At 49.8% G+C, this 16,595-nt stretch carries 7 protein-coding genes and 1 tRNA gene; 4 read left to right on the plus strand and 4 right to left on the minus strand.

Annotated features, from left to right (window positions below):
• Positions 1 to 115: 115 nt before the first annotated feature.
• Positions 116 to 199: transfer RNA gene (locus M3200_RS00305), tRNA-Leu, on the minus strand.
• Between the two features lie 194 nt (positions 200 to 393).
• Here M3200_RS00305 and rd point away from each other — a divergent pair.
• Positions 394 to 555 carry a rubredoxin gene (gene rd / locus M3200_RS00310; protein ID WP_022381544.1) on the plus strand — a complete coding sequence of 54 codons (162 nt, stop codon included), beginning with the start codon at positions 394 to 396 and terminating at the stop codon, positions 553 to 555.
• 387 nt (positions 556 to 942) lie between these two features.
• Here the strand turns inward: rd and M3200_RS00315 are convergent, their stop codons facing one another.
• The 3 genes from M3200_RS00315 to mscL all read right to left on the minus strand — a co-directional run bounded on the left by M3200_RS00315 (position 943) and on the right by mscL (position 3,987).
• Positions 943 to 2,679: a helix-turn-helix transcriptional regulator gene (locus tag M3200_RS00315; protein WP_502685328.1), complete on the minus strand. Its 1,737-nt coding sequence runs from the start codon at positions 2,677 to 2,679 to the stop codon at positions 943 to 945.
• Positions 2,591 to 3,190 carry a nuclear transport factor 2 family protein gene (locus M3200_RS00320; protein WP_022381546.1) on the minus strand — a complete coding sequence of 200 codons (600 nt, stop codon included), beginning with the start codon at positions 3,188 to 3,190 and terminating at the stop codon, positions 2,591 to 2,593. The genes M3200_RS00315 and M3200_RS00320 overlap by 89 nt, the downstream gene beginning before the upstream one ends.
• Positions 3,191 to 3,537: 347 nt before the next feature.
• Positions 3,538 to 3,987 (minus strand): large conductance mechanosensitive channel protein MscL, encoded by a 450-nt coding sequence (gene mscL, locus M3200_RS00325; protein WP_022381547.1) that lies wholly within the window; start codon positions 3,985 to 3,987, stop codon positions 3,538 to 3,540.
• A 540-nt stretch (positions 3,988 to 4,527) separates the two neighbouring features.
• Between mscL and M3200_RS00330 the strand changes: the two genes are divergently transcribed.
• The 3 genes from M3200_RS00330 to rpoC all read left to right on the plus strand — a co-directional run bounded on the left by M3200_RS00330 (position 4,528) and on the right by rpoC (position 16,540).
• Complete coding sequence (locus M3200_RS00330; protein ID WP_022381548.1) at positions 4,528 to 7,956, plus strand: pyruvate carboxylase; 3,429 nt, start codon at positions 4,528 to 4,530, stop codon at positions 7,954 to 7,956.
• Positions 7,957 to 8,606: 650 nt separating this feature from the next.
• A complete protein-coding gene (gene rpoB / locus M3200_RS00335) occupies positions 8,607 to 12,380 on the plus strand; it encodes a DNA-directed RNA polymerase subunit beta (RefSeq protein WP_288178053.1) in 3,774 nt (1,257 codons plus the stop codon).
• Between the two features lie 23 nt (positions 12,381 to 12,403).
• Positions 12,404 to 16,540 carry a DNA-directed RNA polymerase subunit beta' gene (gene rpoC / locus M3200_RS00340; RefSeq protein WP_022381550.1) on the plus strand — a complete coding sequence of 1,379 codons (4,137 nt, stop codon included), beginning with the start codon at positions 12,404 to 12,406 and terminating at the stop codon, positions 16,538 to 16,540.
• The last annotated feature ends 55 nt before the right edge of the window (positions 16,541 to 16,595 follow it).

A 16,595-nucleotide genomic window follows, 5' to 3' on the forward strand; every position in this document is an offset into this window, starting at 1 on the left:
AATTTTTACCAACACGTTTTGTCCTATAACCCCAAAATGATTACACATTTTGTCATAGCCCCTTTTTTGTCTGTAATTCGCCCGTGAAAAAATCCCTGCCGGAAGGCAGGGATTCTGGTGCGAGCGAAGGGACTCGAACCCTTATGCACGGGGCGCAGGATCCTAAATCCTGTGCGTCTACCAATTCCGCCACGCTCGCATGATATGCTTTCTATTATAAATCAGGAGAGTGAAAAAGGTCAATAGGACAGGCTTTTCCGAAGGATTTCTGCATAAGCAGTAGAAAAGAATACGAATTTTTTCTATCGAAATTGATTTATATAGAATGAGATTATGGTATAATAGGAACAGGAAGTTTTTTAGGAAAGGGTTTAAGGAACGGAGGCTTTTAAAATGAAAAAATACGTTTGCAAAGTTTGCGGCTGGATTTATGATGAAGCTTTAGGTGATCCGGACAATGGAATCGCTCCGGGAACCAAATTCGAAGACCTGCCGGCTGACTTCGTCTGCCCGCTGTGCGGTGTAGGCAAGGATGAATTCGAAGAAATCGAATAATTTTTGCTGGTGAAGAGCGGCGTCCTTACGGGCGCTGCTTTTTAGCTATCTTGATTGTCAATGATTGTTATTTTATTTCACAAAATTACTTGACAATAATTGTTAATGGCGCTATTATAATAACGTAAACAAAAGAGAGGCCGTCAAGGCCGTGATGACCTCACTCATTGTTGCCGTTCTTTCTCAACAAGTCAACACCTCGGAAAAGCCTCCTGCCAGGAGGTTTTTTCAATGCCTGAAAACAGAAGATCCAATCAAAAAAGAGGCTATAGCAAAATGATTCTTCATTCTGCTATGGCCTCTTTTACGTTCAAGTCCGCCTCCTGTGCATGGCAGAGGAGGTATCAGGATTCCGCTGGGAAGGGGAATTCATAGACTATTATCATCTTATTTTTGCGATTTGTCAATCTCAAGAAGGAGCTGCGTCCTGCTGTGGACGTGGAATTTCTTGTACAGCTCTGTCAGATGTTTCTTGATTGTAGTGAGTTCATCGGCGATTTCCTTGTTCGTCCAGCCATCCCTGACGCGGCTGATGATCAATTGTTCTCTTGGTGTCAGCGTCGTCTCCTCCAGTGCTTTTTCTGAGATCGGAGTGATTGCCATTTTCCTTGCCTGCTGCAGGAATTGGGCGTAGACAGGATCAGAAGCGAGCGGAAGGAGCAGGGGCTTCAGTATGTTGTAATGTTCAATGAAAGGCATGATGAAGTAGTCCTGCAGGGACTCATGCAGAGCGGACTTCAGGAGCGCTGATGCTTCCTGTGCTTTCCCGAAGTACTGGAGCGCACCGATGCGTGCAATGGCATCGTAGCAGCGGCTCATCTGCGAAGCATTCGCTGACGGATAGGGATCCTTCGTTTCTGTCGTATGGAGGATCAGATTATACTTCTTGAGGCTCAGATTCAGCCTGTGACGGACAGACTGTCGCATCGTCCGCAGGGCATTGTACTCAGGGAGCTCATTGATGGTGTCGATCAGGCGCTCCTGCTTGGGAGACGGTTCTTCCAGAAGCGATGACATATGGATGGCAACCATATCGAGGGATGTTTTCGTCAGGTCATCAGAGATAGCAGCTTTGAGCTTCTTGTACAGCTTCTTCCAGTCCTTGAATTCATAAGCTGTTTTTCGGATGAGAGCAACGCGCGGGTAAAGGAACAGGGCTATAATGGCGCGCTGCTGCCGATCGATGGTATTCCAGGGAGACTTGAGGAAATGAAGAAGGATTTCGTCAGCTGTATCAATATTTCCCTGCATATAGTTCAGTTCGGCTTCAGCGGAAGAGTGCCAGAGTCGTCCGTCGCAGTCTTTGATGATAAGGCCGCAGATATCATAGATGCTCTGCAGTGTGTGGACATTTTCCAAAAGTGTGCCGCTCCTCCTGTAATAAAAGCCAAGCTGTCCCACGACGCCCCTGAAAATGCCCTGGAAGTAGTCGCGCGGCAGCTTCACTTCATTTTCCTTGCAGAAGGAAAGGAGTTTCCGAAGATCAGCTTCTACCATACCTGAATCAGGCAGGGAATCGAGAGCTTCCAGGAAGAGGAAGCGTGCATTTTCTTCCGATGATGGTTCCCAGTCTGCCGGGAGATTGATCATCAGGATGTCTCTTTCTTCGCGGGCATCCTGCTGCGAAGCGATCAGGTTGATAGCCAAGAGGATGAGAGCGCAGGCATTGAAATTTCTTGCTCTTTCAACAGGCGTCGCATTGCGAAGAATTTGACGAAGTTCCTGCGGAGAATGTTTGTATAGGACAGAAAGCCCGCCTTCTGAAATGATGCGGAGCGCCGTGGGATAAGCTTTCCCCTTAAGCGCCAGTGTCAGTGCATAGCCGTAATTCTTTTCATGCAGTTCCCATTTGGCTGCCCGCATGTATGCGTTCTTCTGCCAGTGCCAGGATTCAGCCTTGAATTTTCCCTGCAGGTACTCGCGGAAGACGGGATGGAAAGCGTACGTTCCTTTGGAATGCTCGTAAGCCATGAACGGATTTCTTGCCCAGTGGACGAGAAGACGCTTCATCGTCTTTGCATTCTGGCAGATGAATTCAGCCTGCGTCTTGGAGAATCTGGAGAAAAGGGAAAAAATCGTGCAGACTTCCTGCTCCTTCTTTGAGAGAGAGGGATGTCTGTTCAATCAGGTGGTAAAGGGTATCCTTATCCTTGGAAGAAAAGAGAGAAATATCAGGCGTGCGAAGTTTCCTGAAATTTCTGATGCCTTTGCTGATTGCGAAAAGTTCATTGTCCTTGACAGCTTCATAGGCAATAGAATGGTTCAGATAAGCGATTTCCCATTTTCCTTCAGAATTTTTGCGGAAGACAAAAGCGCAGCGCTGGTAAGCCTGCAGGTACATTTTATAGGATGGGTCTGTTTCCTCAAGAGCAGAAATCTGGACAAGCCAGAGTTTTTCATCAAGAGGATAAATCAATTCCCTTTCTTCGCTCATGTGGCAGGGAATCAGCTGGTCTTTTCCCTGACGGAAAATGCGGGCGACGGTGTCCCGGCCGACCGCATTCATTTCACGTCCGGCGCCAAGCCAGACGACATCGGGTGCAAGATGGTCTATGAGCGGTTCTATATCCATGTCCTCGATATAGGCATGAAGGATATGCCTGCCAAGGATTAGAACTTCTTCAGAGGTATCCATGAGTCCTCCTTTTTGCCATAAGTCTGGTCATTCATTGAGAGAGCAATCGTGCTCTATTCTAAAAGTGTATACTAAGGTATACTACCTAAGTACTTTTTCTCTTTATATACTATAAATGGAAAACTAGGCTTTGTCTACAAATTATATGTTTTGTATGACTAAAAAGTTTTAGTACTTATCAAAAAATCAATTGGAGGAGTGATTTTTTACGATAAGTCAAGTGGGGGGACGGAGGATGCGGCAATAAAAAAAGATGATCTCTGGAAGTGGATCATCTTTTTTTATTGTATTGATTGTATGAACTGCAGGAAAAAACCGCCCTGGCCTGGGCGGTTTCAATGTTTCAATTATTTTGCAGCTGCTGCATCATCAATGACAGCGGTGCAGTGCGGGCAGCGGGTAGCATCGTCAGCGATAGCTTCGCGGCAGAACGGGCACTTGCGGACTTCCTTGGCCGGAGCCTTCGGGAAGAAGTGATTCATCTGCTTGATGATGAGGAAAATAACGAATGCAACGATCAGGAAGTCAATGACGGAATTAATGAATTCGCCATAAGCGATGACCGGAACGCCAAGTTCCTTTGCTTCTGCTGCGGTGGAAACCGGAATCGAGCTCAGCGGGATGAAGAGATTGGAGAAATCAATCCCTCCCAGAAGATAGCCGATTGGCGGCATAATCACGTTTGTCACCAAGGACGAAACGATTTTCCCGAAAGCGGCACCAATAACAACGCCGACAGCCATATCGACTACATTGCCGCGGAGTGCGAACTCCTTAAATTCTTTGAGCATACCCATGAGGGAAACATCTCCTTTCACTCTTCTAGAGCGTATTGATATTGTTAAATTTATTGTAGCATACTTTTTTACAACATAGTAATAGAAAAATTGAAAAAATTCGAACAAGTTTTTAGTTATTTTTATGAAGTACAATAAAAAACGCATAAGTTGACAAATTTTCAACACGAAAGTTATTATTTATTAGAAAATAATGTGAATGAGGGAGGAGGGCAATGGATAAATCAGGATAAGATGTCTTGTAAAACCGCCTCAAAAGGTTGAAACGATTTATTGTAACTTATGAATCACGCAATCCATAAATGCATATCCATAAAAATGCATCAATTCATATTGAACACTAAATATTATTTTCATATATATTATTTATTAAAATGGAAATTAATACCAATTTATCACAGGCTATTGAATTTAGCGTTTTGAGTGGGTAAAATGTGAACATAAGCCGTGCACAAGAGGAGTGAAAGATCAACCGGTGCACAGCAGGCCGTCCGGAGGAATGGACGGCTCTGCCTTTTGTTGATCACGAGGGAGGACTCTATGAAACATATACGCAAAGTATTGGTAGCAAACAGAGGCGAAATCGCCATTCGAGCGTTCCGAGCCTGCAGGGAACTTGGCATCCGCACGGTAGCCATTTATTCCAAGGAAGATATTCTGTCCCTGCACAGAAACCGCGCTGATGAAGCATACCTGGTAGGCGCTGGCGATAAGCCGGTCGATGCTTACCTGGATATTGAAGATATCATCCGTATCTGCAAGGAACACAATGTAGATGCTGTCCATCCGGGCTACGGCTTCCTTGCTGAAAATGCGAAACTGGCTCAGCGCTGCGAAGAAGAAGGCATTACATTCATCGGACCGCACGTAGAACACCTCATCATGTTCGGCGACAAGGTCAATGCCCGCATCCAGGCTGAAAAAGCAGGCATCCCGATGATTCCGGGTACCAAGGGCGCTGTCCATGATTTCTCTGAAGTCAAGGAATTTGCTGAGAAGTACGGTCTGCCTGTCATGATCAAAGCTGTCAATGGCGGCGGCGGACGCGGCATGCGTAATGTCGACAGGATGGAAGATCTGGAAGAAGCGTACAACCGCGCTCGTTCCGAAGCGAAGATGGCATTTGGTGATGATGAAGTCTATGTAGAAAAATGCATCATGAACCCGAAGCACATCGAAGTCCAGATTCTTGGTGATGAACACGGCCATGTCGTTCATCTTTTCGAAAGAGACTGCTCCATCCAGCGCCGTCATCAGAAGGTCATTGAAATGGCTCCTGCATGGTCTCTTCCGCAGAGCCTGCGCGACAAGATCAATGAAGCAGCTGTCAAACTGATGAAGAATGTCAATTATGTCAATGCAGGCACTGTTGAATTCCTCGTCGACCAGGATGAAAAGCATTTCTACTTCATCGAAGTCAATCCGCGTGTACAGGTAGAACATACCGTCACTGAAATGATCACGGACGTCGATATCGTAAAGACACAGATCCTGATTGCAGAAGGCTACTCTCTGGAAAGTCCGGAAATCGGCATCGGCAAGCAGAGTGAAATCTGGTTCAAGGGCGTTGCCATCCAGTGTCGTATTACGACCGAAGATCCGCAGAACAACTTCATGCCGGACACAGGCAAGATCATTGCATACCGTTCCGGCGGCGGCCCGGGCATCCGTCTCGATGCCGGCACCGCATATACAGGCGCAGTCATTACGCCGTATTATGATTCCCTCCTCGTAAAAGTCACCGCGCATTCCCTCCATGCAAAGGACACGATTCACAAAATGCTCCGCTGCCTGGATGAATTCCGCATTTCAGGCGTCAAGACAAATATTTACTTCCTGCAGAATATGCTCCGTACCCGCGATTTCCAGGAAGGTCTCTGCGACGTCAACTACATCGACAGAAACCCATGGCTGCTGCAGGAACCGGATACCGTTTCCGACAGAGGCACAAGACTTCTGACCTACATCGGCGATATCACGGTCAATGGCTATGCAGGCGCAGGCCATCAGGACAAACCGGACTTCGCTCCTGTTCCGGTGCTCGATGCTTCTCATGAAACTGCACCGAAGGGCACCCGCCAGCTCCTTGATGAACTGGGACCGGAAAAATTCGCTAAATGGGTCATGGACCGCAAGGAAGTCATGTTCATGGATACCACCTACAGAGATGCGCACCAGTCTCTGCTCGCTACCCGCGTAAGAACGCATGATATCATGAACGCCATCCATTACACCGCTGTCCATGTACCGCAGCTTTTCTCCTTTGAAAACTGGGGCGGCGCTACATTCGACGTAGCTTACCGTTTCCTCGATGAAAGCCCTTGGGACAGACTGCGCCAGATGAGAGAAGCAGCTCCGAACATTCTCTTCCAGATGCTGATACGCGGCGCCAACACGGTCGGATATACGAACTATCCGGAAAATGTTGTCCGTCACTTCATCGACCAGGCTGCTGATGCAGGCGTCGACGTATTCCGCGTATTCGACTGCCTGAACCAACTGAACCACATGACCGTCTCCATCGATGAAGTCAGAAAGAAAGGCAAGCTCGCAGAAGCATGCTTCTGCTACACCGGCGATATCATGGATCCGAACCGTCAGAAGTACTCCCTGAAGTACTATACGGATCTCGCCAAGGAAATGGAAAAAGCCGGCGCAAACATCATTGCTATCAAAGATATGGCAGGCCTCCTCAAACCGGAAGCTTCTTATGCCCTGATTTCCGCACTGAAGGATGCAGTAGACCTTCCGATCCACCTCCACAGCCATGAAGGCGGCGGATGCACGCTCTACTCTTATGCAAAGGCCGTCGATGCCGGCGTAGATATCGTCGACGTCGCAACAGGCGCTCTTTCCGGCGGCACAAGCCAGCCGTCCATGACATCCATGTACTATGCGCTGCAGGATAACCCGCGCCAGCCGCACCTGGATATCGATGCACTCGAAACCATCGATCGTTACTGGCAGGGAGTACGCCCGTACTATGCAGGCGTCGATTCCAAGATGTGCAGCCCGAACACCACACTCTACCAGCATGAAATGCCTGGCGGACAGTTCAGCAACCTGCGCCAGCAGGCAACCGCTGTAGGCCTCGGCGAACGCTGGCCGGAAGTCTGCCGCATGTATGCAAGAGTCAACATGCTCTTCGGCGATATCATCAAAGTTACACCGTCCTCCAAAGTTGTCGGCGATATGACACTCTTCATGGTTCAGAACAACCTGACCGAAGAAGACATCTATGAAAAGGGCGCAGCACTCGATTTCCCGCAGTCCGTTGTTGATTTCTTCGACGGCAAGCTCGGCATTCCGTACGGCGGATTCCCGGAAAAACTCCAGAACATCATCCTTCGCAGAGCCAAACCGCACCTTGAAAGCCATCCGGCTGATGTAGACTTCGAAAAAGTCAAATTCGAAATGAAGGAAAAACGCCTCCCGACCAGGGAAGAAGACGTATCCTCCTACTGCATCTACCCGAAAGTATTCTCCGACTACATGGAACGTTACCATAAGTACGGCGACCTCTCCATCCTCGACACACCGACATTCTTCTTCGGCATGAAACCGGGCGAAGAAATCTGCGTCAACGTCGAAGAAGGCAAGATGCTGCTCCTCCGTCTGAACAACATCACAAAACCGGACGCAGAAGGCAACCGCGAGCTCCAGTTCGAACTGAACGGCATGCCGCGCGAAATCAAGATCCACGACAAGCACGTCGCAGAAGCAAGCGCTTCCTCCCAGAAAGCCGATAAGGATGTTCCAGGCGAAGTAGGCGCAACCCTCTCCGGCTCCGTCGTCAAACTCCTCGTTGAAAAAGGCGCCTCCGTCAAGAAAGGCGACCCGATCGTTGTTACCGAAGCCATGAAGATGGAAACCACCATCACCGCTCCGATCGACGGCATCATCAGCGAAATCCGTGTCAAAGCAGGCCAGAGAATCGAATCCGGCGATCTGCTCATGATTATTGAATAAGAATAAACATTCAAGTGAAAAGGCTGTGAAATGCAATTACGCATCTCGCAGCCTTTTTGTTATGGCTATAAGTATATAAGAATAAAGGAAGCAATCGCCGTGAAGAATAGAAATGAAAAAGAAAGGTGTGAAGACAGAAGAGTGAACACGGATCCGCATCGCTTATATCTTTTACTATTTATAATGCCAAAAAGGAGGGCATGAGCTCTTTTGAAAGAGGGGATGTCTTTTTATATTTCCTCCATCATTTTTCTTTGGAAATGCCGGTTCAAAGTCAATATAGTATCTTGCGTTTTGACAGTTTGAATGCTAAAATGAGCTAGAACATTTCAAATTGAATTTGTCAAGAGAAAATTAAGCATAAAGATAAATTCAATAGCAAGAAAAAACATTTTTATAAAAGAAAATAATTTAAGCTCATTATTCAAGTTTTCTTGATACTATTTAAGAATCGAAAGGTTGCAATTTTATGTCTTTTATAGTAAAATTTAACTTTGCAACGGTTCTTATTTGTATATAGTAAATAGTCAAGAGTCTTATAGGAGAATAGCAAGGTACATGAATTTCTGTGGCCCTTGCTTATTTTTCCGAATAAGCGCGAATTGAGTGTTTGAAATGAAAGGGTGAGGCGAGGAATGCCCAAAAGCAAGATGTTCAGACCTGTGCAGGTTGGCAAGAAGAAGAGATACACCTATGCCAGATCGCAGGAAGTCCTGAAGATGCCACATTTGCTCGATCTGCAGACAAAGTCCTATGAATGGTTCTGCAGAGAGGGTCTCAAAGATGTATTTGCAGATATTTCCCCGATTGAGGATAGTGCACACAAGTGGGCACTTCATTTCGGCGATTATTATTTAGGTCAGGGCAAATACAATATTGAGCAGTGCAAGGCGAAAGATGTGAACTATTCTGCACCTCTGTACGTCAAGGTCCGTCTGGAAAACAAAGAAACCGGCGAATTGAAGGAACATGATCTGTTCATGGGGGATTTCCCAGTCATGACGGATACGGGCACGTTTATCATCAACGGTGCGGAACGTGTAATCGTCTCCCAGCTCGTCCGTTCCCCGGGCGTCTACTACAAGAAGGAAAGAGATGCCTTTGATAAGGAAATCTATTCCGCACAGCTGATCCCGAACCGCGGTGCCTGGATTGAACTTGAATCGGATCCGTCTGGTTCTCTTTCCGTTCGTATCGACCGCAACCGCAAGATGCCGGTTACTGTCCTGATCCGTGTTCTCGGATACTCCACCAATGAAGAAATCCTTGAATTATTCGATCACGACATCCACATCGAAAAGACGCTGGAAAAAGACAGCACAACGGACAGAAAGTCCGCTCTGATTGAAATTTACCACAAGCTTCGCCCGGGCGAACCGGCAACAGAAGAAAGCGGCGCTACACTGCTGCACAATTTCTTCTTTGACCCGCGTCGCTATGATCTGGCTAAGGTTGGCCGTTACAAGCTGAACAAGAAGCTGTCCTGGAGAAACCGTCTCCTCGGCCACAAGACTGAAGGCCCGATCGTCAACATGGAAACCGGCGAAGTCGTCATTGAAGCAAACAGCATCATTGATGATGAAGCTATCGCAAAAATTGAAGAAAGCGGAGTATTCAACGGCAACGGCCAGGTTGAAATCATGACCCAGAAGGATGACGGAACACCGGTCAAGGTGATCTGCTCTTCCGGCAACCGTGAAGATAACTTCCGTACACTGGAAAACTGCGACATCATCGCATGCATCGATTACCTGCTGAACATGATGCAGGGCTATGGCAAGAGCGATGATATCGACCATCTCGGCAACCGCCGCGTACGCTGCGTAGGCGAACTGCTGCAGAACCAGTTCCGCATCGGCCTGACCCGTATGGAAAGAGTCGTTCGTGAAAGAATGACCACCCAGGATCAGGACAAGATGACCCCGCAGGCTCTTGTCAACATCCGTCCTGTTGTTGCAGCTATCAAGGAATTCTTCGGAAGTTCCCAGCTGTCCCAGTTCATGGACCAGACTAACCCGCTGGCAGAACTGACTCATAAACGCCGTCTGTCCGCATTGGGACCTGGCGGTCTGTCCCGTGAACGCGCAGGGTTCGAAGTCCGCGACGTTCATTATTCCCACTATGGACGCATGTGCCCGGTAGAAACGCCTGAAGGCCCGAACATCGGTCTGATTTCCTCGCTGTCCAACTACGGGATCATCAATAAATACGGCCTGATCGAAACGCCGTACCGTCAGATCGTTGATGGAAAGGTTACGAACGAATGCAAGTACGTAACCGCTGATATCGAAGAAGACAAGATCATCGCGCAGGCCAGTGAACCGCTGGATGCAGAAGGTTATTTCGTTCATAAGAACGTAGCCAGCCGCCGCGGCGCTGACGTGCTCGAAGCTGAACCAGACGAAGTCGACTTGATGGACGTATCCCCGAAACAGGTCGTTTCCATCGGCACATCCCTGATTCCATTCCTCGAACATGATGATACGAACCGCGCACTGATGGGTGCTAACATGCAGCGTCAGGCAGTTCCGCTGCTCCGTCCGGAAGCTCCGCTCGTCGGAACCGGTATGGAATGGGTAGCCGGCCAGGACTCCGGTGTCTGCATCCTCGCCAAGAGAGGCGGCACTGTTGAAAGAGTCACCGGTCGTCAGATCATTGTCCGCGCTGACAATGGCGAGCTCGATACCTACGATCTCATTAAATTCATGCGTTCCAACCAGTCCACCTGCATCAACCAGCGTCCGGTAGTATTCAAGGGCGACCGTGTTGAAGTCGGTTCCACACTGGCTGACGGCATGGCAACAGACGGCGGCGAACTGGCCCTCGGCCACAACGTGCTCGTTGCGTTCGTATCCTGGGAAGGGTACAACCACGAAGACGCCGTTCTGATCTCCGAACGTCTCTGCAAGGACGATCTCTACACCTCCATCCATATTGAAGAATACGAATGCGATGCAAGAGACACCAAGCTGGGCGCAGAAGAAATTACCCGCCAGCTGTCTTCTGTTTCTGAAGACGCTGTCAAATACCTCGACGAAAACGGCATCATCATGATCGGTGCTGATGTTCGTCCTGGCGATATTCTGGTCGGCAAGGTCACCCCGAAGGGCGAAACCGAACTGACTCCTGAAGAAAGACTCCTCCGCGCTATTTTCGGCGACAAGGAAAGAGAAGTCCGCGATACATCCCTGCGTGTTCCGCATGGTGAATTCGGCAAGGTTGTCGATGTCAAAGTCTTCACCCGTGAAAACGGCGATGAACTGGCTCCTGGCGTCAACAAGCTCGTCCGCGTATACATTGCTCAGAAACGTAAGATCCGTGAAGGCGACAAGATGGCCGGCCGTCACGGCAACAAGTGCGTATGCTCCAGAATTCTTCCAGTCGAAGATATGCCGTTCACACCAGACGGTCGTCCTGTCGACCTGGTTCTGAACCCGCTAGGCGTACCATCCCGAATGAACATCGGACAGATTCTGGAAATCCACCTGTCCTGGGCCTGCCACATGCTCGGCGAAGAAATTCACGAAGCACTGAAGGATCCGGCTCAGTACAAGATCATGGAACAGCGTCTGCGCGACTGCGGATATGATTTCGATCAGTATGGCATGCCTGAACCGACCGAATCCGGTATCCATATCGCAACCCCGGTATTCGACGGCTGCCGCGATGAAGACCTCGCAGCAACACTGAAAGCAGCTGGCCTGCCGGCTAATGCAAAGACTGATCTTTATGACGGCCGTACCGGTGAAAAACTGGACAACCAGGTCACCATCGGCTGGAAATACATGCTGAAGCTCCATCACCTCGTTGATGACAAGATTCATGCTCGTTCCACTGGTCCATACTCCCTCGTTACCCAGCAGCCACTGGGCGGCAAGGCTCAGTTCGGCGGCCAGCGCTTCGGCGAAATGGAAGTCTGGGCACTCGAAGCTTACGGCGCAGCTTACACACTGCAGGAAATCCTGACCGTCAAGTCCGATGATGTCATCGGCCGTGTCAAGGCATATGAAAAGATCTTCAAGGGCGAAAACATCCCGAGCCCGGGCGTTCCGGAATCCTTCAAGGTTCTCATGAAAGAACTTCAGTCCATCGGCCTGGATGTCCGCATCCTGAACGAAAATGGCGACGAAGTCGTTCTGAAGGAACTCGACGAAGAAGATATGGAACAGGGTTACGGCGGCGGAGAACGCTGGCACAGAGATGAAGTCAAGGAAGCTATGGAAGGCGACACTGCTGTCACCGAATCCAGAAATGCCATGGAATCTTACATGACGGGCGCTCCGGCTGAATCCCTCCATGATGATGTAGCATCCTTCAACGATGCCCTTGAAGCTGAAGTCACAGCTCCCGCTTATGAAGAAGCAGGATTTAATGAAGAAGAACTCAATGGCGATTCCGGTCACGACGATGACCGTGACGAATAAGTCCGGAAAGGAGCGGTACACAATTGTTAGATGTAAACGAATTTGATTCCATGAAAATCGGCATCGCTTCTCCGGAAAAGATCCTCGAATGGTCCCACGGCGAAGTAACGAAACCGGAAACGATTAACTACAGAACCCTGAAGGCTGAAACCGATGGTCTCTTCTGCGAGAAAATTTTCGGACCGACAAAGGATTGGGAATGCAAATGCGGCAAATATAAGAAGATGCGTTATAAAGGCACCATCTGCGACAAGTGCGGTGTCGAAGTAACGAGCTCCAAGGTTCGCCGTGAAAGAATGGGCCACATTGCCCTGGCATGCCCCGTTTCTCATATCTGGTATTTCAAGGGTACCCCGTCCCGTATCGGATTGATCCTTGAAATCGCTCCGCGTCAGCTGGAAAGAGTTCTCTATTTCGCAGCTTACATCGTCCTGGATCCGGGAGACACCAACCTCTCCAAGAAACAGGTCCTGAACGAAACTGAATACCAGACTGCCGTTGCTACTTACGGCAAAGGCTCCTTCAAGGCTCAGATGGGCGCTGAAGCTATCCAGTACCTTCTGAAGGAACTGGATCTGCCGGCTCTCGAAAAAGCCCTGAAGAAGGAAATCGAAGAAGGCAGCGGCCAGCGCAAGGTAAAATGCATCCGCCGTCTGGAAGAAGTCGAAGCATTCCTTCATTCCGGCAACAAGCCTGAATGGATGATCCTGACCGTTCTTCCGGTCATTCCTCCGGATCTGCGCCCGATGGTTCAGCTCGATGGCGGCCGTTTCGCTACCTCCGACCTGAATGATCTCTACCGCAGAGTCATCAACAGAAACAACCGTCTGAAGAGACTTCTGGAACTCGGTGCTCCGGAAATCATCATCAGAAACGAAAAGCGTATGCTGCAGGAAGCAGTCGATGCGCTGATCGATAACGGCCGCCGCGGCAGAGCCGTATCCGGCCCGGGAAACAGACCGCTGAAATCCCTCTCCGATATGCTGAAGGGCAAACAGGGCCGTTTCCGTCAGAACCTGCTTGGTAAACGTGTCGACTATTCCGGTCGTTCCGTTATCGTCGTAGGTCCTGAACTGAAAATGTACCAGTGCGGTCTGCCGAAGGAAATGGCAATCGAACTCTTCAAGCCGTTCATCATGCATGAACTGATCAAGAGAGGCATCGTCATCAACCTGAAAGCTGCCCGCAAGAAAGTCGACAAGCTCGCTCCTGAAGTCTGGGATGTCCTTGGCGACGTTATCAAGGAACACCCGGTTCTCCTGAACCGCGCTCCTACACTTCACAGACTCGGTATCCAGGCATTTGAACCGATCCTCTGGGAAGGCCGTGCAATCAAACTGCATCCGCTCGTATGTCCGGGCTACAACGCCGACTTCGACGGTGACCAGATGGCATGCCATCTGCCGCTGTCCGTAGAAGCGCAGGCCGAAGCAAGAACGCTGATGCTTTCCATCAATAACATCCTTTCGACAAAAGACGGCAAGCCGGTTGCTATTCCTTCTCAGGATATGATCCTCGGATCCTATTACCTGACCATCGTGGAAACAGCAGCTGACAACAAAGTCGACTTCACGCCGGAAGAAAAAGCTGCTCATCCGGATGCTTCCTTCGATCCTGCCAAGGAATGGAAGAAGGCTGAAGATGAGATGGATACCTCCCATCTGCATGCTTACACTGGTTATGACGAAGTCATGCTGGCTTATGCACTGCACGAAATCCGTATCCATGATTTCATCAAAGTTCACATCCCGAAGGAAGACCGTCCGGACGGATTCAACGATGATGATTCCGATCTTGTCATTTCTACCCCGGGCCGCCTGATTTTCAACTATGCGATCCCGAGAGAACTCCGTTATTTCTACAAGCGTCATGAAAAGAGAGTCGACGAAAACGGCAATGTCACCGAAGTTGTCAACAACGGCCTCGGCGTCACCATCGGCAAGAAGCAGATGGGCAAGCTCGTCAACGACTGCTTCAAGAAGCTCGGCTTCAAGGCAACCGGCGATCTGCTTGACTCCGTCAAGTCCCTCGGCTTCCATTACGCTCTCGTATCCGGTATTTCCATCGGCATCTACGACGTAGCCGTTCCGCCTGAAAAGGATGGAATCCTCGAAGACGGCGATGAAAAGGTAGAACAGATCAAGAGATACTTCAGACGCGGCCTCATGACCGACGACGAAAGATACAGAAGAGTCGTCGAAATCTGGAGTGCAAAGACCGACGAAGTCGGCGCTGCTATGAAGAGCTCCATGAGAAAGTTCAACCCGCTGACCATGATGGCACAGTCCGGCGCCCGTGGTAACGACAACCAGATCAGACAGCTGGCCGGCATGCGCGGCCTGATCGCCGATACATCCGGTAAGACCGTTGAACTGCCAGTTAAGGCAAACTTCCGTGAAGGTCTGACCGTACTGGATTACTTCACATCTTCCCACGGCGCCCGCAAGGGTCTGGCCGATACCGCACTGCGTACAGCAGACTCCGGTTACTTGACCCGCCGTCTCGTCGATGTCTCCCAGGACGTCATCGTCCGCGAAGAAGACTGCGACGTACAGGTACTGAACTTCGACCGTGAAGAAGGCATCCTTGCATCCCGTCCGGATGTAAAGAACACCATTCTCGGCCTGAAACCGACACTCCTCGGATCCGTACTCGATGAAGACATCATCGACCGCAGAAGCGGTGAAATCCTCCTCGTCAAGGGCAAGACCCTCGATGCTGACGATGTCACCCTCCTGAACCGCCATCTGGTTGAATCCGTCACTGTCGTTATTCCAAGCGCTGATGCTGAACCGGAAACGAAGACATTCGACCTCGGCACCGCTGAAGCTGTCAAGGAATATGATTACGCTATGCGTCATCACCTGACCGTTCATTTCGCAGGCAAGGCTCTTGAAGAAGACGCTCTTGACCGCAGCGGAAATGTTGTTCTTACAGCAGGCACCGTCATTGATGCTGATGCTGCTGAAAAGATTCTGGCCGCTGACGTTCCGGTCATCCGTGTACGCATGGATGAATGCGAAGGCGTCGAAGTCATGAAGATCGAAGAAAACAACCGCCTGATCGAATCTCTGGCAGACCGCATCTCCGGACGCTGCCCGCTGGAAGATGTCGTGAACCCGCAGACTGGCGAAATCATCGCTAAGAAGAATGTGGAAATCACTGACGAACAGGCTTCTGAAATTGAAAAGTACTATGACAGACTGAAGATCCGCTCTATGCTGACCTGCCACTCTGCACACGGCGTCTGCGCTAAGTGCTACGGCAGAAACCTGGCAACAGGCCGTCACGTAGAAATCGGCGAAGCTGTCGGCATCATTGCCGCTCAGTCCATCGGCGAACCAGGTACACAGCTGACCATGCGTACATTCCATACCGGCGGCGTTGCTTCCGCAGAAGATATTACACAGGGTCTTCCACGTGTCGAAGAATTGTTCGAAGCACGTAAGCCGAAGGGCAATGCTATCATCTCCAAGATCAGCGGTACTGTATCCATTACAAGTGCTGAAGATAACCCGAACGTCAAGATTATCACGATCTCCAACGATGAACAGTCCGAAAGCGAAAAGATCCCGGTTGCCAAGAAGATCATTGTCCAGGATGGACAGCACATCGAAGCTGGCACACGTCTTTTCGAAGGCAACATCAACCCGCACGATATCCTCGAAGTACTGGGTGTCCAGGCTACTCAGGATTACATCGTCAACGAAGTCCAGAAGGTTTACCGCAGCCAGGGCGTTGAAATCAACGATAAGCACATCGAAGTCATCGCTCACCAGATGCTCCGTAAGATCAAGATCATCGAACCGGGCGATTCTGGCTGGCTCCCGGGCGAAGTCGTCGACATTGTCGCATACCGCGGCATGAACGGACGTCTGGAAGACGAAGGAAAGAAACCGTCCCAGGGCATCAACCTGCTCCTCGGCACGACAAAGGCAGCTCTTGCTACCGACTCCTTCCTCTCCGCCGCATCCTTCCAGGAAACGACCCGCGTTCTTACCGAAGCCGCTATCAAGGGCAAGGAAGATCCACTCCTCGGTCTGAAGGAAAACGTCATCATCGGCAAGCTGATTCCTGCCGGTACAGGCATGTCCCGTTACCGCAAGCTGAAAGTCGTTCACAATGCTGAACCTCCGGCTCCTGCAGAAAAAGCTGAATAATAATGACGCAAATACCGCAGCGCAAAAGGCTGCGGTATTTTTATTGCGGAAGAGG

It is taken from the genome of Dialister sp. CAG:357 (assembly GCF_000435155.1).
Taxonomy (GTDB): Bacteria; Bacillota; Negativicutes; order Veillonellales; family Dialisteraceae; genus Dialister; species Dialister hominis.